Annotated in this window: 18 protein-coding genes and 1 pseudogene; 10 read left to right on the forward strand and 9 right to left on the reverse strand. The window is 69.8% G+C overall.

Annotated features, from left to right (window positions below; genetic code table 11):
• Positions 1 to 124 precede the first annotated feature (124 nt).
• The 3 genes from AVAK2825_RS06575 to AVAK2825_RS06585 all read left to right on the forward strand — a co-directional run bounded on the left by AVAK2825_RS06575 (position 125) and on the right by AVAK2825_RS06585 (position 2,040).
• Positions 125 to 1,036 carry a LysR family transcriptional regulator gene (locus AVAK2825_RS06575; protein ID WP_284395394.1) on the forward strand — a complete coding sequence of 304 codons (912 nt, stop codon included), beginning with the start codon at positions 125 to 127 and terminating at the stop codon, positions 1,034 to 1,036.
• Positions 1,037 to 1,154: 118 nt separating this feature from the next.
• A complete protein-coding gene (locus AVAK2825_RS06580) occupies positions 1,155 to 1,493 on the forward strand; it encodes a VF530 family protein (RefSeq protein WP_284395396.1) in 339 nt (112 codons plus the stop codon).
• Positions 1,494 to 1,677: 184 nt separating this feature from the next.
• Entirely contained in the window at positions 1,678 to 2,040 is a 363-nt protein-coding gene (locus tag AVAK2825_RS06585; protein WP_284395399.1) for a DUF4148 domain-containing protein, read from the forward strand.
• 18 nt (positions 2,041 to 2,058) lie between these two features.
• Here the strand turns inward: AVAK2825_RS06585 and AVAK2825_RS06590 are convergent, their stop codons facing one another.
• The 5 genes and pseudogenes from AVAK2825_RS06590 to AVAK2825_RS06605 form a co-directional block, all read right to left on the reverse strand.
• A complete protein-coding gene (locus AVAK2825_RS06590; RefSeq protein WP_272568093.1) occupies positions 2,059 to 3,033 on the reverse strand; it encodes an alpha-E domain-containing protein in 975 nt (324 codons plus the stop codon).
• A complete protein-coding gene (locus tag AVAK2825_RS06595; protein WP_284395403.1) occupies positions 3,027 to 3,173 on the reverse strand; it encodes an alpha-E domain-containing protein in 147 nt (48 codons plus the stop codon). The genes AVAK2825_RS06590 and AVAK2825_RS06595 overlap by 7 nt, the downstream gene beginning before the upstream one ends.
• Before the next feature lie 71 nt (positions 3,174 to 3,244).
• Positions 3,245 to 3,313 (reverse strand): annotated as a pseudogene (locus AVAK2825_RS24855) (alpha-E domain-containing protein); the annotation flags it as partial.
• A gap of 43 nt (positions 3,314 to 3,356) precedes the next feature.
• Positions 3,357 to 4,817, reverse strand: a complete 1,461-nt coding sequence (locus AVAK2825_RS06600; protein WP_284395407.1) for a circularly permuted type 2 ATP-grasp protein — start codon at positions 4,815 to 4,817, stop codon at positions 3,357 to 3,359.
• Between the two features lie 108 nt (positions 4,818 to 4,925).
• Positions 4,926 to 7,496 carry a DNA internalization-related competence protein ComEC/Rec2 gene (locus AVAK2825_RS06605; RefSeq protein ID WP_284395408.1) on the reverse strand — a complete coding sequence of 857 codons (2,571 nt, stop codon included), beginning with the start codon at positions 7,494 to 7,496 and terminating at the stop codon, positions 4,926 to 4,928.
• A 177-nt stretch (positions 7,497 to 7,673) separates the two neighbouring features.
• Between AVAK2825_RS06605 and AVAK2825_RS06610 the strand changes: the two genes are divergently transcribed.
• The gene (locus AVAK2825_RS06610; protein WP_284395410.1) at positions 7,674 to 9,338 is read left to right on the forward strand and encodes a methyl-accepting chemotaxis protein; all 1,665 of its coding nucleotides are present in this window, start codon (positions 7,674 to 7,676) and stop codon (positions 9,336 to 9,338) included.
• A 155-nt stretch (positions 9,339 to 9,493) separates the two neighbouring features.
• Positions 9,494 to 9,952, forward strand: a complete 459-nt coding sequence (locus AVAK2825_RS06615; RefSeq protein WP_284395413.1) for a RidA family protein — start codon at positions 9,494 to 9,496, stop codon at positions 9,950 to 9,952.
• A 189-nt stretch (positions 9,953 to 10,141) separates the two neighbouring features.
• Here AVAK2825_RS06615 and AVAK2825_RS06620 read toward each other — a convergent pair whose 3' ends face one another.
• The 4 genes from AVAK2825_RS06620 to AVAK2825_RS06635 all read right to left on the reverse strand — a co-directional run bounded on the left by AVAK2825_RS06620 (position 10,142) and on the right by AVAK2825_RS06635 (position 17,344).
• Entirely contained in the window at positions 10,142 to 11,998 is a 1,857-nt protein-coding gene (locus AVAK2825_RS06620; RefSeq protein WP_284395415.1) for a methyl-accepting chemotaxis protein, read from the reverse strand.
• A gap of 135 nt (positions 11,999 to 12,133) precedes the next feature.
• Positions 12,134 to 14,485, reverse strand: coding sequence for a DNA topoisomerase IV subunit A (gene parC, locus AVAK2825_RS06625; protein ID WP_272568080.1), 2,352 nt, complete (start codon positions 14,483 to 14,485; stop codon positions 12,134 to 12,136).
• Between the two features lie 15 nt (positions 14,486 to 14,500).
• Positions 14,501 to 15,283, reverse strand: coding sequence for a lytic transglycosylase domain-containing protein (locus AVAK2825_RS06630; RefSeq protein WP_284395418.1), 783 nt, complete (start codon positions 15,281 to 15,283; stop codon positions 14,501 to 14,503).
• 78 nt (positions 15,284 to 15,361) lie between these two features.
• Positions 15,362 to 17,344, reverse strand: a complete 1,983-nt coding sequence (locus tag AVAK2825_RS06635; RefSeq protein WP_272568075.1) for a DNA topoisomerase IV subunit B — start codon at positions 17,342 to 17,344, stop codon at positions 15,362 to 15,364.
• 137 nt (positions 17,345 to 17,481) lie between these two features.
• Between AVAK2825_RS06635 and AVAK2825_RS06640 the strand changes: the two genes are divergently transcribed.
• The 5 genes from AVAK2825_RS06640 (at position 17,482) to bamC (ending at position 21,584) form a co-directional block, all read left to right on the forward strand.
• On the forward strand, positions 17,482 to 18,702 hold the full coding sequence (locus tag AVAK2825_RS06640; protein WP_284395422.1) for an MFS transporter: 1,221 nt from the start codon (positions 17,482 to 17,484) through the stop codon (positions 18,700 to 18,702).
• 12 nt (positions 18,703 to 18,714) lie between these two features.
• Positions 18,715 to 18,885 (forward strand): hypothetical protein, encoded by a 171-nt coding sequence (locus AVAK2825_RS06645; RefSeq protein WP_284396317.1) that lies wholly within the window; start codon positions 18,715 to 18,717, stop codon positions 18,883 to 18,885.
• Positions 18,886 to 18,951: 66 nt separating this feature from the next.
• On the forward strand, positions 18,952 to 19,509 hold the full coding sequence (locus AVAK2825_RS06650) for a class I SAM-dependent methyltransferase (protein WP_284395426.1): 558 nt from the start codon (positions 18,952 to 18,954) through the stop codon (positions 19,507 to 19,509).
• 35 nt (positions 19,510 to 19,544) lie between these two features.
• Positions 19,545 to 20,438 (forward strand): 4-hydroxy-tetrahydrodipicolinate synthase, encoded by an 894-nt coding sequence (gene dapA / locus AVAK2825_RS06655; RefSeq protein WP_284395428.1) that lies wholly within the window; start codon positions 19,545 to 19,547, stop codon positions 20,436 to 20,438.
• Positions 20,439 to 20,495: 57 nt separating this feature from the next.
• Entirely contained in the window at positions 20,496 to 21,584 is a 1,089-nt protein-coding gene (bamC, locus tag AVAK2825_RS06660; RefSeq protein ID WP_284395430.1) for an NlpB/DapX family lipoprotein, read from the forward strand.
• Positions 21,585 to 21,592: the final 8 nt, after the last annotated feature.

Below are 21,592 nucleotides of genomic sequence, written 5' to 3' on the forward strand. Positions count from 1 at the left end.
ACGCAGCCGCCGACGATAAACCAGCCAAATGCCACAGCTCTGTTTCCGATTGCCGAACAATCGGCGGCACGGGCCCGTGTGAGAATTCCTTGGCCCCATTCGGGGCCAGAGAGAAGGAGGGCCCATGGACCAGATCCAGGCCATGCGGGTTTTTGCAAGGGTGGTGGAGGCAGGCACGTTCACGCGGGCTGCCGATTCGCTGCAATTGCCCAAGGCGACCATTACCAAGTACGTGCAGGCGCTCGAGGCGCGGCTGCGCGTGAAGCTGCTCAACCGCACCACGCGGCGCGTCACCGTCACGGCCGATGGGGCGGCCTACTACGACCGAACGGTGCGCCTGCTCGCCGATTTCGACGACATCGAGGCGAGCATGACGCACGCGCGCGCCACGCCCAGCGGCCGGCTGCGCGTGGACGTGGGCACCTCGGTGGCGCGGCTGCTCATCATTCCGCGGCTGGAGGAGTTCCATGCGCGGTTTCCCGACATCCAGATCGACCTGGGGGTGAGCGACCGGCCGGTGGATTTGATCGGCGACAACGTCGATTGCGTGATCCGCGGCGGCGAGTTGACCGACCAGTCGCTGGTGGCACGGCGCATCGGCAACCTGGCCTTCGTCACCGTGGCCGCGCCGGCCTACCTGGAGCGCTACGGCACGCCCACCCACCCCCTCGATCTGGAGGGCGACCACAAGAGCGTGATCTATTTCTCGCCGCTGTCCACCCGCCGCTATCCACTGGAGTTCGTGCGCGACGGCGAGATGATCGAGGTCACCGGGCCCTCGCAACTGGCGGTGAACGAGTCCAACGCCTACTCGGCGGCGCTGGTCGCGGGGCGCGGCGTGGGGCAGATCACGCTGTTCCAGGCGGCCCGGCAACTGGAGCGCGGCGACCTCGTGCGGCTGCTGCCCGAGTGGTCCATTCCGCCCATCCCGATCTACGTGGTGTACCCGCCCAACCGGCACCTGAGCGCCAAGGTGCGGGCCTTCGTGGACTGGGCGGCCGAGCTGTTCGCCAGCGAGCGGTATCTGCAGACCTGACGTTTGCTATATTTTTCATAGCTAAACGCCCTAGTATCGATTGCACTGGGGCCGTTTTCGATGCACACCCGCGCGAGGCCGCCCTCCACCGGCCGCGCGGGGCCGTATGCTCCCCGGCATGACCGAACCCGAAGTCCCCGAACCTGGCGAAACCCCCGCCCCCACCGGCACCAACGCGCCCTCCACCCCGAACGCCACGCCACCCGCGCCTCCGGCCAGGCAGCCGCGCAACCCGCTGCATGGCATCACGCTCGAAGCCATCGTGGTCGCGCTGCACGACTACTATGGCTGGGAAGGCTTGGCGCAGCGCGTGGCCCTGCGCTGCTTCGAAAGCGATCCCAGCGTGGCGTCCAGCCTGAAGTTCCTGCGCAAGACGCCCTGGGCGCGCGAGAAGGTCGAGAGCCTGTACCTGTTCATGCTGCGCGAGCACAAGCGCCAGGGCGGCGGGCCGGGCTGAACGCGGCCGGCCCTGACAACCAACCCATCCCTGACGGCCCATTCGCGCTGCGCCAGCGCAGCTCAGGCGCCCGGGCCGTGCGTTCGTCGCAATCGGCTCGCGGCGGCAGGCCCCGGTGGGCACATTGGAGGCACGGAGAGGCACACGCCTGTCCTGATCCCCCAACCCGCCCCAGGAGCCTTCCATGCCCACCGTTTTCGACCGCCGCAACACCACCGCCTCGCCCCACGCCCTGGCGCGCACGGCCCTCGCCGCCTGCGCCCTGCTGGCCGGCTCCCTGGCCATGGCACAGACCAGCGCGCCGCCGGATGCGGCCACCGCAGCCGCGACTGCGCCCCGAGTGGTTGCGATGGATGCCCCCGCAGGCCGCACGCGCGCCGAGGTGATCGCCGAGCTGCAATGCGCGCGGGCTTCGGGCGAACTGGAGGCCATGGCGATGCAGTCCTATGGCATGCCCACCCCGCCCGTGAACCGGGCCGTGCCCGAATGCGCTGCAGCGGGCGGCACGGCCGTGGCCGGCAGCGCCGCCTCCCGCCCGGCTCCATGAGCCGCGGCGGGCCGTGCCTCAGGCCGGCACGGGCACCAGGAAGTCGCGGCTGATGCCCGCGCCCAGCTCGTTCACCCGGTCCAGGAACTGCGTGAGGTACGCATGCAGCCCGGTGGACAGGATCTCGTCGATGCGCCCGTAGCGCAGGTCGGCCAGCAGCCGGCCCGCCTTGCGCTGGGTTTCCGACGACTGGTCGTTGGCCACCACCGCCAGGTTCTCGCCCACCTCGTGCAGGCTGGCGTGCAGCGAGCGCGGCATGTCGCGGCGCAGGATGAGCAGGTCGGCCACGCGCTCGGGCGTGATGACGTCGCGGTACACGCGGCGGTACACCTCGAACGCCGACACGCTGCGCAGGATGGCGCTCCAGTGGTAGAAGTCGAACTCCTGCGGCGCGGCCCGGCTGCGGTCGCGCGTGCCCGAGCCGTGGAAGTCGCTCTGCACCGCGTGGAACTTCACGTCCAGCAGCCGCGCGGTATTGTCCGAGCGTTCGAGGAACGTGCCCAATCGCAGGAAATGAAAGGCCTCGTCCTGCAGCATGGTGCCCAGCGTCACCCCGCGCGACAGGTGCGAGCGGTACTTGACCCATTCGAAGAACTGGCCCGGATCGCGCTCGAACAGGCTGCCTTCGAGCTGGCGGTGCAGCTCCAGCCAGGTCTGGTTCTGCGTTTCCCACACCTCGGTGGTGAGCGCCCCGCGCACGGCCCGGGCGTTCTCGCGCGCGGCGCGCAGGCACGACAGGATGGACGACGGGTTGTTGCCGTCGCGCACCATGAACTCCAGCACCCCTTCGCGCGTGACCTCGCCGTGCCGCGCGGTGTAGGCGGGGATCAGCTCGCTGATCGACAGCAGGCCCAGCCAGCTCTCCTGCGCCACGTCGGCCGACTGCGGGAGCAGCGAGGTCTCGTAGCTCACGTTGAGCATGCGGGCGGTGTTTTCTGCCCGCTCGGTGTAGCGGGACATCCAGAACAAGTGATCGGCAGTGCGGCTCAGCATGCGGCCTCCCCGGGCAGAAAACCCCGCACGCGCTGCGCGCGCACGCGGTGTGTTGACGAAAGCCCGCCTGCAGCGGCCTTTTCTGCCCGCTCGGTGTAGCGGGACATCCAGAACAGATGATCGGCAGTGCGGCTCAGCATGCGGCCTCCCCGGGCAGAAAACCCCGCACGCGCTGCGCGCGCACGCGGTGTATTGACGAAAGCCCGCCTGCAGCGGCCTTTTCTGCCCGCTCGGTGTAGCGGGACATCCAGAACAAGTGATCGGCAGTGCGGCTCAGCATGCGGTCTCCCCAGCAGAAATTTCGAAACGAAGGGTCTGATGCGTCATGCAACGCTCCCTTCTTCTCCCAGCACCCAGGTGTCCTTGGTGCCCCCGCCCTGCGATGAATTCACCACGAGCGAGCCCTCCTTGAGCGCGACGCGCGTCAGGCCGCCGGCGGCCATCTGCACCTTCTGGCCGCTCAGCACGAAGGGGCGCAGATCGATGTGGCGCGGGGCGATGCCCGATTCCACGTAGGTCGGGCAGCTGGAGAGCGAGAGCGTGGGCTGGGCGATGTAGCCCGAGGGATTGGCCAGCACCGCGGCGCGGAACTCCTCGATCTCGGCTCTCGTCGCGGCCGGGCCGATCAGCATGCCGTAGCCGCCGGCGCCGTGCACTTCCTTCACGACCAGTTCGTGCAGGTGGTCCAGCACGTAGGCCAGGTCGTCGGGCTTGCGGCACACCCAGGTGGGCACGTTGGCGAGGATGGGCTCCTCGCCCAGGTAGAAGCGGATCATGTCGGGCACGTAGGGGTACACCGACTTGTCGTCAGCGATGCCCGTGCCCACGGCGTTGCAGATCGCCACGTTGCCCGCGCGGTAGGCGTTCATGAGGCCCGCGCAGCCCAGGGTGGAGGTGGGCCGGAAGACCTGGGGGTCGAGAAAGTCGTCGTCCACGCGGCGGTAGATCACGTCCACCTGCTTGAGGCCGCGCGTGGTGCGCATGTACACGAAGTTGTCCTTGACCACGAGGTCCTGGCCCTCGACCAGTTCCACGCCCATCTGCTGCGCGAGGAAGGCGTGCTCGAAGTACGCGCTGTTGTACATGCCGGGCGTGAGCACCACCACCGTCGGCTGCGCAGTGGCGGCGGGGGCGCTCGCGCGCAGGGTGTCCAGCAGCAGGTCGGGATAGTGGGCGACCGGCGCCACGCGGTGCGTGCGGAACAGCTCCGGGAAAAGCCGCATCATCATCTTGCGGTTTTCCAGCATGTACGACACGCCCGAGGGCACGCGCAGGTTGTCTTCCAGCACGTAGTAGATGCCGTTGCCGCTCGCGTCCGGGGCGCGCACGATGTCGATGCCGGCGATGTGCGCGTACAGGTCGCGCGGCACGTCCACGCCGGCCATCTCGGGCCGGTACTGGGCGTTCTTGAGGATCAGGTCCGAGGGGATGATGCCGGCGTGCAGGATGTCCTGGCCGTGGTAGACGTCGTGGATGAAGCGGTTGAGCGCCGTCACGCGCTGCACCAGCCCCTGCTGCATGCGCGCCCATTCGTGCGCGGGGATGATGCGGGGGATCAGATCGAAGGGAATGAGCCGCTCGGTGCCGGCGCCGTCCTCGTCCTTGGCGCCGTACACCGCGAAGGTGATGCCCACCCGGCGAAAGATCATCTCGGCCTCGGCGCGGCGCGCCTGCATGGCCTCGTCTGGCTGGCCCGACAACCATTGGCCGTAGCGCTTGTAGTGGGGGCGCACGTCGCTGCCGTCGAACGGCAGCATCGTGTACATCTCATCGAACTTCTGCATAACTGGTGCCTCCTGCAACCAGCATAGCAAGTTGTGAGCCGGGTTTTGGCGACCGGCGGGCCCGGGCGCGTTTTACCGCTCGCACGCCGGGGTGATAGCGCGCCGTCCTCACGGCAACGGGGCAGGCGCGTGGTGCCAGTAGCGCCGGCCCGCGTCGCGTTCGCACTGCCATTGGCCGGGCGACTCGGACGCCCAGGTGGCGGCGCCGCAGCGCGGCGAATCGAGCAGCACGGCGCCCCGCTCGCGGTACCGCGACACCACCTCCGGCGCGGGGTGGCCGAAGCGGTTGCGGTAGCCGGCCTGCACCAGCGCGGTGCGGGGCCGGGCCGCATCCAGCAGCGCGGGCGTGGAAGACGTCTTGCTGCCGTGGTGCGGCACCAGCAGCACATCGACCGGTGCGATGGCGCCGCGCGCCACCAGGGCGGCCTCCTGCGCCTGCTCGATGTCGCCCACCAGCAGCGCGGACGGTGCGGCGCCCTGCCCCGAGGTGCCTTGCGGCGCCGGGGCGGCCGTGATCCGCAGCACGCAGCTCAGGGTGTTGGGCCGCACGGCAGGCCGGGGCCCGTCGGATGGCAGCGATGCCTGCGCCTGGGCCTCCAGCGGGTGCAGCACCTCGAACAGCACGCCGTCCCAGGCCCACCGCTGGCCCGCCAGGCACGGCGCCGCGGGGCGCAACTGCTGCAGGGCATGCTCGTTCTCGATTGAGCCCATGAGCCCCGCCTGCGGCTGCTGCGCCAGCACGGCGGCGGCCCCGCCGGTGTGGTCGGTGTCGCGGTGGCTCAGCATCAGCAGGTCGATGCGCTCGCCCATGCTGCGCAGCAGGGGCACCAGCACGCGGTCGCCCGCATCGCTGTCCAGCCCATAGCGGGGCCCCGCGTCGTACAGCATGGCGTGGCGCGCGGTGCGCACCAGCACGGCCTGGCCCTGCCCCACGTCGGCGGCCAGCAGGTCGAACTGGCCCGGGGGCGGGCGGTGCGGCTGCCACCACAGCACGGGGATCAGCAGCGGCACGCCCAGGGCCCGCAACGGCCATGGCCAGCGCAAGAAGGCCAGCAGCGTGCCGCCCGCCACCCCGGCCACGCCCGCCCACACCGGGGCGGCGGGCAGCGACACCGCGGCCCACGGCAACGCGGCCAGCCACTGCAGCAGGCCGGCAAACGGCAGCACGCACCACGCGGCGGCGGTCCACAGCGGCGCCCACAGGGTGCCCGCCAAAGCCAGCGGCGTGACCACCAGCGTGATCCAGGGAATCGCCACCAGGTTGGCCAGCAGGCCGACGACGGACACCTGCCCGAACAGCAGCAGCGTGAGCGGCGTGAGGGCGAGCGTGACCACCCACTGCTCGCGCAGCATGGCGGCCAATCGGCCCGATGCCCTAGATTCATTTGCCTTTTTTGCTATTGAATCAGTAGCAAACAGCACTGCCACCGCGACGAAGCTCAGCCAGAAACCCGCCTGCAGCAGCGCCCAGGGATCGGCCAGCACGACCACCGCGCAGGCCAGCAGCCAGACCTGGGGCCAGGGCCAGCGCCGCCCGGAAAGCCGCAGCAGCGCCACGGTGGCGAGCATGCACACCGTGCGCTGCGCCGGCACGCCCCAGCCGCTGAACACGGCATAGGCCCAGGCCAGCAGCACGCCTCCGGCCAGCGCCGCGGTCGGGGCCGGCAGGGCCAGGCACCAGCGCGGCACGCGGCGCCACAGCGCGCCGACCCCCGCTGCGGCCAGCCAGGCGAACAGCGTGATGTGCAGCCCTGAGATGCTGACCAGGTGCGCCACGCCCGTGGCCCGGAACACGTCCCAATCGGCCCGGTCGATCGCGCGCTGGTCGCCGGTGACCAGCGCGGCCACCACGCCCGCGGCGCGGGTGCGGGCGGCGTTGCCGCCATCGTCCAGGCCCGTGCCGGCATCGACCGGCGCGAGATGGGCCAGGATGGCATCGCGCACTGCCTGGCGCGCCCGCTGCACCGGGTAGCGCCAGGTCGCCTCCAGCCGCCGGGGCGGTTCGTCCCGCGCGCCGGTGCGCACGTAGCCGGTGGCCTGCACGCCCTGCTCCCACCACGCCAGCTCGGCATCGAAACCGTGCGGGTTGCGCAGGCCGTGGGGTGCCTTCAGGCGCACGGTCATGCGCCAGCGCTCGCCGGCCTGCACCTGGGTGGACAGCCGCCGCACGTCCGCCGCGCCAGCGGCTTCGCCGAAGGTGCCCACGTACCAGGCCACGTCGATCACCGGCGGCACCGCGACCGCCTGGCCGTCCAGCACTGCCGATTCCACCGCCATGCGCAGGCGCACGCCGGAGTCGCCGGTCTGCGGCATGGCGGCCACCACGCCCACGATGGCGATGTCGCGGCCTTCCAGCGCCGGCGGCAAGGCCCCCTGCAGGAACAGCAGCGCCCGCAGCCCCGTCGCGCCCCCCATGAAGACCAGGCCGCAGGCCAGCATCCACCCGCGCGAGCCGCACCAGGCCGGCCGCCGCCCGCGGCCCGACGGCACCACCGCCGCGACGGCCCCCAACAGCCCGCCCAGCGCCGCCACCGCATAGGCGGCCAGCGGCCACAACGCCGCCTGCGTCAGCTGCAGCGCCGCACCCGCGAGCACCCCGGCCAGCCACCAGGGCCAGCGCCAGGGGCGCGCCATGGCAGGCGTGGCGAGGACGGCAGGGGCGGGAGACGGCTGCGGCATGCGCGGATGCTAATGGCGGTCGACGGCAGCGTTTCCTTTTAGCGACAGCCCGGCGCTTTCCGCCTATTGGCATAGCCCATCTTCATGGCCAACCTAGGGTCGATTCACCTTTACTTTTACAGAATGTTGCTTATCATTTGAATCATATTTATCAAATACCGCGTTTAGGGGTGCCATATGTCGCTGCGAAATCTCACCGTCAAAGCCCAGTTGACGCTTTCTTTCGGGGTGCTGGCCTTGCTGGTGCTGATGGCCTCCAGCGTGGCGGTTTGGGGACTCAATGGGGCCAATGAGAACTTCAGCGACTACGTGAATGGCGTCGCCGCACGCGCCAAGCTGTCCGAGCAGATCCGCATGGCGGTGGACCGCCGGGCCATCGCGGCCCGCAATCTGGTGCTGGTGAAGAGCGATGCCGACGTGGCGCTGGAGAAGGCGGCGGCGATCGAGGCGCACAAGGACGTGCAGGCCAACATGGCCAAGCTGAAAGACATGGTCAGCCACGGCGAGGTCCCGCCGGCCGTCCGGAGCCTCGTGGGCGAGATCGACAAGGTGGAGCAGGCCTACGGCACCGTGGCCCTGGACATCATCAACCTGGCCGTGTCGGGCCAGCGCGAGCAAGCCACCACCAAGATGAACGCGGAATGCCGCCCCCTGCTGGCGGCGCTGATCGCCAAGACGAACGAATACTCGCTCGCCACGGACCAGCGGGCCATCGCCCTGGTCAAGGAAGCGGAGGCCGAGTTCCGGTGGCAGCGGTCCCTGCTGCTGGGCGCCTGCCTGCTGGCCTTCGCCGCGGCGGCCATCGCCGGCGTGCTGATCACGCGCAGCCTCACTCGCTCGCTGGGTGCCGAGCCTTCCGAGCTGAGCTCTGCGGCCCAGCGCGTGGCGCAGGGCGACCTGTCCGACATGGCCGGCCTGGCCAACGCCCTGCCCGGCAGCGTGCTGGCCTCGCTGGGCACCATGCAGCAGAGCCTGGTGTCCATCGTGGCGGAGGTGCGCAACGCCAGCGACTCCATCGCCACCGGCTCGATGGAAATCTCCACCGGCAACACCGACCTGAGCCAGCGCACCGAGGAGCAGGCCAGCGCGCTGGAGCAGGTGGCATCGACCATGGAACAGTTCAGCACCACGGTGCGCAACAACGCGGACAACGCCAAGCAGGCCGATCAGCTGGCCCAGGACGCGACCACGGTGGCCACCCAGGGCGGCGGCGTGGTGACCCAGGTGGTCAAGACCATGAAGGACATCAACGACAGCTCGCGGCAGATCTCCGACATCATCGGCGTGATCGACGGCATCGCCTTCCAGACCAACATCCTCGCCTTGAACGCCGCCGTGGAAGCCGCCCGGGCCGGCGAGCAGGGCCGGGGCTTCGCCGTGGTGGCCTCCGAGGTGCGCAGCCTGGCCGGCCGTTCGGCCGACGCCGCCAAGCAGATCAAGGGCCTGATCGGCACCAGCGTGGAGCGGGTGTCGCAGGGCTCCGAACTGGTGGACGAGGCCGGCCGCACGATGCAGGAAGTGGTCGGCGCGATCCAGCGCGTGACCGAAATGGTGGCGCAGATCCGCGGTGCCAGCGCCGAGCAGAGCGCCGGCGTCGGGCAGATCAGCCAGGCCATCAGCCAGATCGACCAGACCACGCAGCAGAACGCCGCGCTGGTGGAAGAAAGCGCCGCCGCCGCGCAGAGCCTGGAGCAGCAGACGCGCCGGCTGGTGGACGCGGTCGCCATCTTCAAGCTCGATGCCCAGGCCATGCTGTCCGCCTCCGGCCAGCCGACCCTGCGCAGCCCCGCCAAGGCCGCCCTGCCCCCGGCCTTCCAGCCTCGCCGCCCCGCCCTGGCCTGAGCGAACGGACGCCGCCGCCCGCCAGGGCGGCCGCGAGGAACGACGAACGCAGAGAACCGCCAGCCGGTTGTGCAACACTTGCGCGCTGCGCCGCAGGCCCCCGGAGCTTGCGGCCTTTTTCTGCCTTCTCACTCCTCCCGTTGCCAAGGAACACCATGAGCGTTTACGACAAGCTGAAAGAACTCGACATCACCCTGCCCCCCGTCTCGGTCCCCGCTGCGGCCTACGTGCCCTACGTGCAGACCGGCAACCTGGTGTTCCTGAGCGGGCACATCGCGCGCAAGGACGGCAAGCCCTGGGCCGCGCAGTTCGGCCGCAGCATCACCACCGAAGAAGGCAAGGCGGCCGCGCGGGCCGTGGCCATCGACCTGCTGGGCACGCTGCATGCGGCCACCGGCGGCGACCTGAACCGGGTCAAGCGCATCGTCAAGGTGATGAGCCTGGTCAATTCGACGGGCGAGTTCACCGAACAGCATCTGGTGACCAACGGCGCGAGCGAACTGTTCGGCCAGGTGTTCGGCGACAAGGGCGTGCACGCCCGCAGCGCCTTCGGCGTGGCGCAGATCCCCATGGGCGCCTGCGTGGAAATCGAATTGATGGCCGAACTGGGCTGATCGCGCGCCCTCGTTCGCGCAAGGGGTGGCTGGCGCAGGCCTGGGCCTGGGACACCCACCCCGTCGAGACCGGGACCCGCTCGCGCTGCGGGTCACCCCTGCTTTCGACGGCCCCCCTCGCGGTGGCCACACTGCCGGCAGCCCCCTGATGCATCGGGGGCTTCACAGCCGGTGCGTGTCAATGATTCCCTAGAACGACGTCCAGTCATCGTCCCCACCGCCAGCCGTCGCGCGCGCGGCGGCTGCAGGCTTCGGGGCAGGCGCGCTGCCCTTCGATGGGGGCGGGCTGGCATGCGCGGGGCGGCCTCCTGCGGCCGCTGCGCTGACCGGTGCGCCTGCCGCCTGGAGCGCAGGCGCGGGCGTTGGCCTGGGCCCCGGGGTCTGCACCTTGGCCGCCGCCTTCGCCGGTGCGGCAAAGGCACGCGGTGGCGTGCTCGGTGCCGGACGCGGTGCCAGGCGCGCTGTCGGCGCGGCCACCGGGGCCTGCGCCGCCGCGGCGCCCGGCGCAAAACCCGCCCCGTGATCCACCCGGAACACCGACACGGTGCGGGTCAACTGATCCGCCTGCTCGCGCAGGCTCTGGGCGGCCGCGGCGCTTTCTTCCACCAGCGCCGCGTTCTGCTGGGTCATCTGGTCCAGGTGGCCCACGGCCTGGTTCACCTGCGAGATGCCGGCGCTTTGCTGCGACGTCGCGGCCGTGACCTCGCCGATCATGTCGGCCACGCGCTGCACGGACTGCACGATGTCCGCCATGGTGGCGCCCGCGTCCTGCACCAGGCGCGAGCCCGCATGCACCCGCTCCACGGAGGCGCCGATCAGGCCCTTGATCTCGCGCGCCGCCTCGGCGCTGCGCCCGGCCAGCAGGCGCACCTCGCCGGCCACCACGGCGAAGCCCCGGCCCTGCTCGCCCGCACGCGCCGCCTCCACCGCGGCGTTGAGCGCCAGGATGTTGGTCTGGAAGGCGATGCCGTCGATCACGCCGATGATGTCCTCGATCTTGCGGCTGCTTTGCTGGATCTCCTCCATCGTGGCCACCACATCGCCGCCGCGCCGCGCCACGCCCGAGGCGCCCTCGGCCAGGCCGCTGGCCTCGCGGGCGCTGCCGGCGCTTTGCTGCAGGGTGCTGGAGAACTGCTCCATGGTCGCGGCGGTCTGCTGCAGGTTGCTGGAGGTCTGCTCGGTGCGCGCGGACAGGTCCTGGTTGCCCGCAGCGATCTCCGCGCTGGCGATGGCGATGCTGTCGGTGCTGCGGCGCACCTGCTGCACCATGCGGCCCAGCGAGTCGCCCATGGTCTGCAGCGAACGCAGCAGATCGCCCAGCTCGTCACCGCGCACCGAGGTCTGGGTGGCACTCAGGTCGCCGCCCGCGATGCGCGCGGCCAGCGCGTTGGCCTCGGCCAGCGGCTGCTGGATGCTGCGGATCAGCACATACGCACCCGCCACCATGCACGCCACCAGCAGCGCCACGGCCAGGGCACCCACGCGCACGGTCACCAGCCGCTCGGCCGCCACGGCCTGCTGCCCGGCCTGGGCGTTGCGCTGCTGCAGCTGCACGAAGTCGCGCAGGGTCTGCAGGTAGGCGGCCACCGCCGGGCTGTAGCTTTGCTTGACCAGCGCCGTCGCTTCGGCCTGCTGGCCATCGGCCTTCAATTGCCGCGCCCGCGCACGCAGCTCGGTCATCGTCTTGCGGGCGGTGGCGATGGCGGCCATCTGCGCCTTGTCGGCCTCCGAGAGCGGCAAGGCCTCCAGCGATTTCTGCACCTCGGTGATCTGCGCGGAGGTGGCGGCGATCAGGTCCTTGAACTCCGCCTCCATGGCCGGGTCGCTGCTCACGATGATGGCCTGCGTGCGCGCGGCGTTGGTCTCGGTGAGCCCGGCCCAGCGCAGGGCCGCCTCGACCCGCATGGCCATGTCGGCCGTGACCTGCGCGGAGCGCGCCTGCGTCGCGGCCGAGCGATAGGCCGAGGTACCGACCACGGCGGCCAGTGCGATCACGATCGCGACGACGGCCCCCCACAGCTTGTGGGAAATGCGCAGATTTTTCATGGCCGATCTCCGTTCGCTCCAGCAACCACCAAAGAGAGCTCCATGGTGCCAACGGTTGAGCCGCCTTGTGCAGCGCGAAAACCCTTGTGCGCTGCACAAGGCGGCAGGCGGGCGCCAGGGGCCCGCCGCAACAGGTTATTCGACCCGGAACACCGCCGACGGCTTGAAGCCCAGATCGGCGGCCTTGCCCTTGCGCCCGCGCGGCGAGCGGGCGTTGTTCAGCGAACGGATCTCCAGCGTCTCCTCGCGCTCCTTGCCGCCGCGCCCCAGGCCTTCCAGGCGGATGCTGCGCGTGTACGCCACTGCGCCCGCCAGCGTGTCCTTCGGCTCCAGGTCGATCAGCATCAGGCCCCGGCCGCCGTTGGCCATGGTCTTGAGTTCGCCGATCTCGAAGGTCAGGATGCGTCCGCCCGCCGATGCGCAGGCCACGTGCGTGGCCGGCGCCAGCAGTTGCGCGCCACTGGTGCCCCAGGCGTGGGACGGGCGGCACACGGTCTCGCCCTCGCCCAGCGAGAGGAACGCCTTGCCGCCCCGCTGGCGCGCCGTCATGTTCTCGACCGAGGCGAGGAAGCCGTAGCCGCCCGACCCCGCCAGCAGCAGCGTGGCGACCGCCGGCCCGGCGAAGTAATGCAGCAGTTGCGTGCCCGACTCCAGCTCGATGAGCGTGGTGACCGGCTGGCCGTCGCCGCGCGCGCCGGGCAGCAGCGACACCGCCACCGAATACACCCGGCCGTTGCTGCCGAAGGCCAGCAGCGTATCGACCGTGCGGCATTCGAAGGTGGCGTACAGGCCGTCGCCCGCCTTGAAGGCGAAGCTGCCCGGCTCGTGCCCATGGCCGCTGCGCGCGCGCACCCAGCCCTTTTGCGAGACGACCACGGTCACGGGCTCGTCCACCACGCGCACCTCCGCGATGGCCTTCTTCTCGGCCTGGATGAGAGTGCGGCGCGCATCGGCGAAGGTCTTGGCGTCGGCCTCGATCTCCCGGATCATCAGGCGCCGCAGCGAACCGGGGTTGCCCAGGATGTCCTCCAGCTTGCCCTGCTCGGCGCGCAGCTCCTTCAGCTCCTGCTCGATCTTGATGGCTTCCAGCCGCGCCAGCTGGCGCAGGCGGATTTCCAGGATGTCCTCGGCCTGTCGGTCCGACAGCGCGAAGCGCGCGATCAGCGCCGCCTTGGGCTCGTCGCTCGCGCGGATGATGGCGATCACCTCGTCGATGTTGAGCAGCACGATCTGCCGCCCCTCGAGGATGTGGATGCGGTCCAGCACCTTGCCCAGGCGGTGCTGCGAGCGCCGCACGATGGTGCCCTGGCGGAAGGCGATCCATTCCTCCAGCATCTTGCGCAGCGACTTCTGCACCGGCTTGCCGTCCAGCCCCACCATGGTCAGGTTGATGGGCGAGGAGGTTTCCAGGCTGGTGTGCGCCAGCAAGGTGGTGATCAGCTCCTGCTGCGGCACCTTGCCGGTCTTGGGCTCGAACACCAGGCGCACCGGCGCGTCCTTGCTGGACTCGTCGCGCACGGCATCGAGCACGGCCAGCACGCTCCCCTTGAGCTGCACCTGGTCCTGCGACAGGGCCTTCTTGCCGGCCTTGACCTTGGGGTTGGTGATCTCCTCGATCTCCTCCAGCACCTTCTGCGTGCTGACGCCGGGCGGCAGCTCGGTCACGATGAGCTGCCACTGGCCGCGCGCGAGGTCTTCGATCTTCCAGCGCGCGCGCACCTTGAGGCTGCCGCGCCCCGTGCGGTAGGCGTCGGCGATGTCGCCCGCCGTGCTGATGATCTGGCCGCCGCCGGGGTAGTCCGGCCCGGGCACGATGGCCATCAGCTCCGCCTCGGACAGCTGCGGCGCCTTGATGAGCGCCACGCAGGCATCGGCGATCTCGCGCAGGTTGTGGCTGGGGATTTCGGTCGCCAGGCCCACCGCGATGCCGCTGGCGCCGTTGAGCAGCGCGAACGGCAGACGCGCGGGCAGCTGGCGCGGCTCCTGCGTGCTGCCGTCGTAGTTGGGCATGAAATCGACCGTGCCCTCGTCGATCTCGTCGAGCAGCAGGCTGGTGATGCGCGACAGCCGCGCCTCGGTGTAGCGCATGGCCGCGGCGCCATCGCCGTCGCGGCTACCGAAGTTGCCCTGCCCATCGATCAGCGGGTAGCGCTGGTTGAAGTCCTGCGCCAGGCGCACCAGCGCGTCGTAGGCCGACTGGTCGCCGTGGGGGTGGAAACGGCCCAGCACGTCGCCCACCACGCGGGCGCTCTTGACCGGCTTGGCCGCCACGTTGCGGGTCGGGCCCGAATACCCCAGGCCCATGCGGTCCATGGAATAGAGGATGCGGCGCTGCACGGGCTTGAGGCCGTCGCACACGTCGGGCAGCGCGCGGCCCTTGACCACGGACAGGGCGTATTCCAGGTAGGCGCGCTGGGCATAGCCGGCCAGGCCCAGGCTGTCGTCCGATTCGGGCGGGGAAAGATCGAGAGGGGTTTGGTCGCTCATTCGGGAAATCGAAGGTCAAGGGGCGCGCGGGGCGCCGACGGTGCGGGCCGGCAGGCCGGCCGCAGCGCTTTGGGATGGGGTGTCGTCGGATCCGGCGCCCAGCTCCATGCGCACCCGGCCCGGCGCGGCCCGGTGGGCCAGCAGCGGTGCCGGGGGCTTGAGCTGGGCATACAGGCCCAGCACGCTTTTCACGTAGTTCTGCGTTTCGCGGTAGGCCGGAATGCGGTTGCCGGCGCGCTGCACCGCGCCCTCGCCCGCGTTGTAGGCGGCCAGCGCCAGGTCGGTGCGGCCATCGAAGAGGTCCAGCAGGTGCCGCAGGTAGCGCGTGCCGGCCGACACGTTGATCGCCGGCTCGGTGAGCTTTTGCTCCACCGAGCGGCGCGCCTCGCCCGCCACGCCGAAGCGGGACGCCGTGGCCGGCATGAGCTGCATCAGCCCCACCGCGCCCTTGGGCGATATGGCGCGCGCATCGAAGCCCGATTCGGTGGCGATCAAGGCCTGCAGCAGTTCATAGTCCACGCCGTTCTGGCTGGCCGATGCGCGCAGGTGGTGCTTGACGCGCTTGTAGTCGGGGGAGATGTCGAAGAACGCCAGCAGCCGGGCGCCGGACGGCGTGGCCGCGGTGGCACCCGCGGATGCCGCGGCCGGGCCGTCGCGGGTGGAGTCGAAATCGTTGCCGCGAAAGAACAGCCCGTAGCGCCCGTCCACCTGCTCGGCCGCGAAGTGGGTCACGCCGCGCTCGTCCACATAGGCCCACAGGTCGGCGCGCGCCGTTTGCTGCAAAAACAATAGCAGCATGCCGGCGAAAACCATGCGCCAGAGGCCAGAAAGGCCATAAAGGCCCGAACGTCCGAACCGGTCGCGCCAGGCCATGGCTCAGATGTCCACTTCCACGGCGTCGCCGTGCAGTTCCATCAGTTCGCGGCGCGCGGCGGCCTCGCCCTTGCCCATCAGCTTGGTGATGAGGCCTTCGGTGGCGGCGAAGTCCATGTCGCCCAGCTGCACGGGTAGCAGGCGGCGCGTGTCGGGGTTGAGCGTGGTTTCCCACAGCTGCTCGGCGTTCATCTCGCCCAGGCCCTTGAAGCGGCTGATCTGGCACTTCTCGCGCGCCACGCCGTCCTTGGCGCATTTGTCGAGGATGGCCACCAGCTCGCCCTCGTCCAGCGCATACATCTTGGAGGCCGGCTTCTTGCCGCGCGCCGGCACGTCCACGCGAAAGAGCGGCGGGCGCGCCACGTAGATGTGGCCGGTCTCGATGAGCTTCGGAAAATGGCGAAAGAACAGGGTGAGCAGCAGCACCTGGATGTGCGAACCGTCCACATCGGCATCGGACAGGATGCAGACCTTGCCGTAGCGCAGGCCCGAGAGGTCGGGCGAATCGTTGGGGCCATGCGGGTCCACGCCGATGGCCACGGAAATGTCGTGGATCTCGGTGTTGCCGAAGAGCCGGTCGCGGTCCACCTCCCAGGTGTTGAGCACCTTGCCGCGCAGCGGCAGGATGGCCTGGCTTTCCTTGTCGCGGCCCATCTTGGCGCTGCCGCCGGCCGAGTCGCCCTCGACCAGGAAGACCTCGTTGTGTGCGAGGTCACGGCTCTCGCAGTCGGTCAGCTTGCCGGGCAGCACGGCCACGCCGGAGCCCTTGCGCTTTTCGACCTTCTGGCCGGCCTTCTGGCGCGTCTGCGCGGCCTTGATGGCCAGCTCGGCCAGCTTCTTGCCATAGTCGACGTGCTGGTTCAGCCACAGCTCGAGCGCCGGGCGCACGAAGCCGCTCACCAGCCGCACCGCGTCGCGGGAATTCAGCCGCTCCTTGATCTGGCCCTGGAACTGCGGGTCCAGCACCTTGGCCGACAGCACGTAGCTGGCGCGGGCAAAGACGTCCTCGGGCAGCAGCTTGACGCCCTTGGGCAGCAGCGAATGCAGCTCGATGAAGCTTTTGACGGCATTGAACAGGCCGTCGCGCAGGCCGCTTTCGTGCGTGCCGCCGGCGCTGGTGGGGATCAGGTTGACGTAGCTCTCGCGCACCGGATGGCCGTCTTCGGTGAAGGCCACGCACCAGGCGGCGCCCTCGCCTTCGGCGAAGCTCTCGTGGTGCCGGTCGGCAAAGCCCTCGCCTTCGAACAGCGGGATCACCGGGTCGGCGTTCAGCGTCTGGCCGAGGTAGTCGCGCAGGCCGCCCTTGTACTGCCAGGTCTGCGTCTCGCGCGTCTTCTCGTTCACGAGGGAGACCGACACGCCGGGCATCAGCACCGCCTTGCTGCGCAGCAGGTGCGTGAGCTCGCCCATCGGCAGCGCGGTCGCCTCGAAGTATTTGCCGTCGGGCCACACGCGCACCGTGGTGCCCTGCTTGCGCTCGCCGGCGGCCAGCGGGCGGGCCACCAGCGGCTCGGTCACGTCACCGCCTTCGAACACCAGGCGGGCCACCTTGCCCTCACGGTGGGTGCTGGCCTCCAGACGCAGGGCCAGCGCATTGGTCACCGAGACGCCCACGCCGTGCAGGCCGCCCGAGAAGCTGTAGGCGCCGCCCGACCCCTTGTCGAACTTGCCGCCCGCGTGCAGACGGGTGAAGACCAGCTCGATCACCGGCGCCTTCTCTTCGGGGTGCAGGCCGAACGGAATGCCGCGGCCGTCGTCTTCCACGCTGACCGAGCCGTCGGCGTGCAGCGTGACCTTGATCTTCTTGCCATGGCCGGCGAGCGCCTCGTCGGCCGCGTTGTCCAGCACTTCCTGGATGATGTGCAGCGGGTTGTCGGTGCGGGTGTACATGCCCGGACGCTGCTTGACGGGTTCCAGTCCCTTGAGGACGCGGATCGAGCCTTCGGAGTATTCGCTTGGCGGGGTGGAGGAGGGTTTGGCTGCCATGGGGGCGGATTGTAGTGCCGCAGGTCCGGATGGGCTGGATATAAACCCAGCCTTCTTTTCACCCGCCGCCGATGCCCGCGGTGGAATGGGTCGCGAAGGCGTGCACGCGAATGCGCCGCTTTGGCTACATTTGCCGGATGCCTCAAGACCCCCAGAAATTGTCCATGGCCCAGGTATTGGTGTGTGGCGCCGCCATCGTCACGCTGTCCATGGGCATCCGCCACGGCTTCGGGCTGTGGCTGCAGCCCATCACCCAGGACATGGGCTGGACCCGCCAGTCGTTCGCGCTGGCCATCGCGGTGCAGAACCTCGCCTGGGGCTGCTTCGGTATCTTCGCGGGCATGGCGGCCGACCGGTTCGGCGCCTTCCGCGTGCTGATCGGCGGGGCCGTGCTGTACGGCCTGGGCCTGGTCGGCATGGCCCTGTCGCCCACGCCGGCGCTCTTCGCCCTGACCGCGGGCGTGCTGATCGGCGCGGCGCAGGCGGGCACCACCTATGCGGTCATCTACGGCGTACTGGGCCGGCAGATCGCCCCGGAGAGGCGCTCCTGGGCCATGGGCGTGGCGGCGGCGGCCGGCTCGTTCGGGCAGTTCCTGATGGTGCCGGTGGAAGGCCAACTCATCGTGCGCCTGGGCTGGCAGGAGGCGCTGCTGGTGCTCTCGGCCATGGTGCTGTTGATCGTGCCGCTGGCCTTCGGCCTGCGCGAGCCGGGCTTTCGAAGCCGCACCGCCACCGCGCGCTCGCAGACGGTGGGCCAGGCGATGGGCGAGGCGCTGCGCTACCCCAGCTTCCTGATGCTGACGGCGGGCTACTTCGTCTGCGGCTTCCAGGTGGTGTTCATCGGCGTGCACATGCCCAGCTACCTCAAGGACCACGGCATGTCGCCGCAGGTGGCCAGCTACGCGCTGGCGCTGATCGGGCTGTTCAACGTGTTCGGCACCTACATCGCCGGCACGCTGGGCCAGCGCAATCCCAAGCGCTACATCCTCGCCTTCATCTACTTCGCCCGGGCCGTGGCGATCAGCGTGTTCCTGCTGGTGCCGCTGTCGCCCCTGTCGGTGTACGTGTTCTCGGCGGTGATGGGCGTGCTGTGGCTGTCCACCATCCCGCCCACCAACGCCACGGTGGCGCAGATCTTCGGCGTGCAGCACCTGTCCATGCTGGGCGGGTTCGTGTTCTTCAGCCACCAGATCGGCAGCTTCCTGGGCGTCTGGCTGGGGGGCTATCTGTACGACACCACCGGCAGCTACGACCTGGTCTGGTACCTGGCCATCGGCCTGGGCGTGCTGGCCGGGCTGGTGAACCTGCCGGTCAAGGAAAACCCGATCCACCGGGCGCCGCAACCGGCCTCGGCCTGAAAGGCGCCGACCATGCCATCGACCTCGCACCCGTCGCATCGCCCGCTGCCGGGCCCTGCCCGCGCCCACCGGGCGTGGGCCTGGGGCGCTGCCGGCGCGGTGCTGCTGGCCGCCGTGTTCCTCCTGTATGCGGAGCCGGACTTCGTGGTGATGATGGCCGACCAGCTGTGGGCCTGCTTCTGAAAATGGCGCCCAACCGCCCTCATGCCGTGGACTTCATTGCCATGGCAGCTATTATTTTTATAGCAAATGCCGGCACCGCAGGGTCTTGAGCCGCCTTCGGAGTGGATCCAGCGCTGGGCCCACCTCGTGCCGCCCGGCGCCAGCGTGCTGGACGTGGCCTGCGGCAGCGGCCGGCACCTGCGCTGGCTCCAGGGGCGCGGGCATCCCGTGACCGGCGTGGACCGCGACCCCGACGCGCTGGCCACTTTGCGGGGGCTGGGCGAAATCCTCTGCGCGGACATCGAAGCCGGGCCCTGGCCGTTGGCGGACCGCACCTTCGGCGCCGTGGTCGTCACCCGGTACCTGTGGCGGCCGCTCCTGCCCACGTTGGTGGCCAGCGTCGCGCCCGGCGGCGTGCTGCTGTACGAAACCTTCGCCGCGGGCAACGAAACCGTCAGCCGCCCGGCCCGGCCGGACTTTCTCTTGCGGCCCGGGGAACTGCTGCAGGCCTGCGCGGGTCTGTGCACGGTGGCCTATGAAGATGGCTTCCTTGATGCACCGGAGCGATTCGTCCAGCGCATCGCCGCGGTCCGGCTGCAAGAGGGGGCCGCACCGGCACGCCACCGGCTCGCACCGCCGCTCTAGTTAGAATGCTCCTTTACCCGTTTTCCACCGCGGACATGACCCCTCCCAGCTCTCTCACCGGCAGCATCGTCGCCCTCGTCACCCCCATGCACGAGGACGGCAGCGTGGACTACCCCACCCTGCGCCAACTGATCGACTGGCACGTCGCCGAAGGCACCGACTGCATCGGCGTGGTGGGCACCACCGGCGAGTCGCCCACGGTGAATGTCGAAGAACACTGCGAAATCATCCGCGTGGCCGTCGAGCAGGCCGCCAAGCGCGTGCCCATCATGGCCGGCTGCGGCGCCAACTCCACGGCCGAGGCCATCGAGCTGGCCCGCTTCGCCAAGAAGGTCGGTGCCGACTCGCAACTGCAGGTCGTGCCCTACTACAACAAGCCCACGCAAGAGGGCCAGTACCAGCACTTCAAGGCCATCGCCGAAGCGGTGGGCGACCTGCCCATCGTGCTGTACAACGTGCCCGGCCGCTCCGTGGCCGATATGCTGCACGACACCGTGCTGCGCCTGGCACAGGTGCCCGGCATCATCGGCATCAAGGAAGCCACCGGCAACATCGAACGCGCGCAGTGGCTGATCCGCGACGTGCCCAAGGGCTTCGCCGTGTACTCCGGCGACGATCCGACGGCCGTGGCGCTCATACTGTGCGGCGGCCAGGGCAACATCAGCGTGACCGCCAACGTGGCGCCGCGCCTCATGCACGAACTGTGCGTGGCCGCGCTGGCCGGCGATGTGCGCCGCGCCATGGAAATCCAGTTCCAGCTCATGCCCACCCACAAGCAGCTGTTCGTCGAAGCCAACCCGATTCCGGTGAAGTGGGCGATGCACCGCCTGGGCCGGTGCGGCGGCGCGATGCGCCTGCCCATGACCCCGCTGAGCCAAGGCAACGAAGCCGTGGTGGAAGCTGCCCTTCGCGCCAGCGGCCTGCTGTAATTCAGGCCCGCCGCCTTGCCTGCCCCGCTCTCCCCAGACACCAAAGAGGATTTCCGCGTGAACGCTATCAACCGCCTGGGCCTGCTGGGCCTTGCCATGGCCCTGTCCGCCTGCTCCGTCCTGGAGAACGACAAGATCGACTACAAGAGCGCCACCAAGGGCGCGACGCTCGAGGTGCCGCCGGACCTGAACCAGATCTCGCGCGACTCGCGCTACGCCGTGCCGGGTGGCGTGGTGTCGGCGGCCGCCTTCGAGGCCGGCCAGTCGCAAAAGCCCGTGGGCGCCGTGAACGCGGCCACGCACACCATCGGCGACGTGCGCATCGAACGCGACGGCAACCAGCGCTGGCTGGTCGTGAGCCGCCCCGCCGACGTCCTGTGGGACCCGGTGCGCGACTTCTGGACCGAGAACGGCTTCGTGCTGGTGCAGGACCAGGCCAACCTCGGCATCATGGAAACCGATTGGGCCGAAAACCGCGCCAAGCTGCCGCAGGACATCATCCGCTCCACCATCGGCAAGGTGTTCGACTCGGTCTACTCCACCGGCGAGCGCGACAAGTTCCGCACCCGCCTGGAGCGCGGCCCCAACGGCAGCACCGAGATCTTCATCAGCCACCGCGGCATGGTCGAGGTCTACACCTCCGCCCAGAAGGAAAGCACCGTCTGGCAGCCCCGCCCGGTCGATCCGGAGCTGGAAACCGAATTCCTGCGCCGCCTGATGGTCAAGCTGGGCGTGAGCCAGGAGCAGTCCCGCGCCATCGCGGCCGCGCCCGCACAGCAGGTGCCCACGGCCCGCATGGCACGCCAGGGCAATGTGCCCGTGGTGGAACTGGACGAGAACTTCGACCGTGCATGGCGCCGCGTGGGCCTGGCGCTCGACCGCACCGGCTTCACGGTGGAAGACCGCGACCGTGCCCAGGGCATCTATTTCGTGCGCTACGTCGAGCCCACCGAGAAGAAGGACCCCGGCTTCTTCGGCAAGCTGCTGGGCCGCTCGTCGGATGCCGCGGCACCGGTCAAGTACCGCGTCGTGGTGCGCAGCGTCGAGAACAAGAGCACGGTGTCTGTCCTGAACGCTGCCGGTGCGCCCGAGACTTCGGCCAACGCCGAGCGCATCGTGCGCGTGCTGACGGACGACCTGAAGTAATCCGGGCC

Source organism: Acidovorax sp. SUPP2825 (assembly GCF_030158995.1).
Lineage (GTDB): Bacteria > Pseudomonadota > Gammaproteobacteria > Burkholderiales > Burkholderiaceae_C > Paracidovorax.

Excerpts from the sequence above, each read along its gene's own strand:
- AVAK2825_RS06575 (WP_284395394.1), top strand. The coding sequence starts at position 125 with ATGGACCAGATCCAGGCCATGCGGGTTTTTGCAAGGGTGGTGGAGGCA.
- AVAK2825_RS06580 (WP_284395396.1), top strand. The coding sequence starts at position 1,155 with ATGACCGAACCCGAAGTCCCCGAACCTGGCGAAACCCCCGCCCCCACC.
- AVAK2825_RS06585 (WP_284395399.1), top strand. The coding sequence starts at position 1,678 with ATGCCCACCGTTTTCGACCGCCGCAACACCACCGCCTCGCCCCACGCC.
- AVAK2825_RS06590 (WP_272568093.1), bottom strand. The coding sequence starts at position 3,033 with ATGCTGAGCCGCACTGCCGATCACTTGTTCTGGATGTCCCGCTACACC.
- AVAK2825_RS06595 (WP_284395403.1), bottom strand. The coding sequence starts at position 3,173 with ATGCTGAGCCGCACTGCCGATCATCTGTTCTGGATGTCCCGCTACACC.
- AVAK2825_RS06600 (WP_284395407.1), bottom strand. The coding sequence starts at position 4,817 with ATGCAGAAGTTCGATGAGATGTACACGATGCTGCCGTTCGACGGCAGC.
- AVAK2825_RS06605 (WP_284395408.1), bottom strand. The coding sequence starts at position 7,496 with ATGCCGCAGCCGTCTCCCGCCCCTGCCGTCCTCGCCACGCCTGCCATG.
- AVAK2825_RS06610 (WP_284395410.1), top strand. The coding sequence starts at position 7,674 with ATGTCGCTGCGAAATCTCACCGTCAAAGCCCAGTTGACGCTTTCTTTC.
- AVAK2825_RS06615 (WP_284395413.1), top strand. The coding sequence starts at position 9,494 with ATGAGCGTTTACGACAAGCTGAAAGAACTCGACATCACCCTGCCCCCC.
- AVAK2825_RS06620 (WP_284395415.1), bottom strand. The coding sequence starts at position 11,998 with ATGAAAAATCTGCGCATTTCCCACAAGCTGTGGGGGGCCGTCGTCGCG.
- parC (WP_272568080.1), bottom strand. The coding sequence starts at position 14,485 with ATGAGCGACCAAACCCCTCTCGATCTTTCCCCGCCCGAATCGGACGAC.
- AVAK2825_RS06630 (WP_284395418.1), bottom strand. The coding sequence starts at position 15,283 with ATGCTGCTATTGTTTTTGCAGCAAACGGCGCGCGCCGACCTGTGGGCC.
- AVAK2825_RS06635 (WP_272568075.1), bottom strand. The coding sequence starts at position 17,344 with ATGGCAGCCAAACCCTCCTCCACCCCGCCAAGCGAATACTCCGAAGGC.
- AVAK2825_RS06640 (WP_284395422.1), top strand. The coding sequence starts at position 17,482 with ATGCCTCAAGACCCCCAGAAATTGTCCATGGCCCAGGTATTGGTGTGT.
- AVAK2825_RS06645 (WP_284396317.1), top strand. The coding sequence starts at position 18,715 with ATGCCATCGACCTCGCACCCGTCGCATCGCCCGCTGCCGGGCCCTGCC.
- AVAK2825_RS06650 (WP_284395426.1), top strand. The coding sequence starts at position 18,952 with ATGCCGGCACCGCAGGGTCTTGAGCCGCCTTCGGAGTGGATCCAGCGC.
- dapA (WP_284395428.1), top strand. The coding sequence starts at position 19,545 with ATGACCCCTCCCAGCTCTCTCACCGGCAGCATCGTCGCCCTCGTCACC.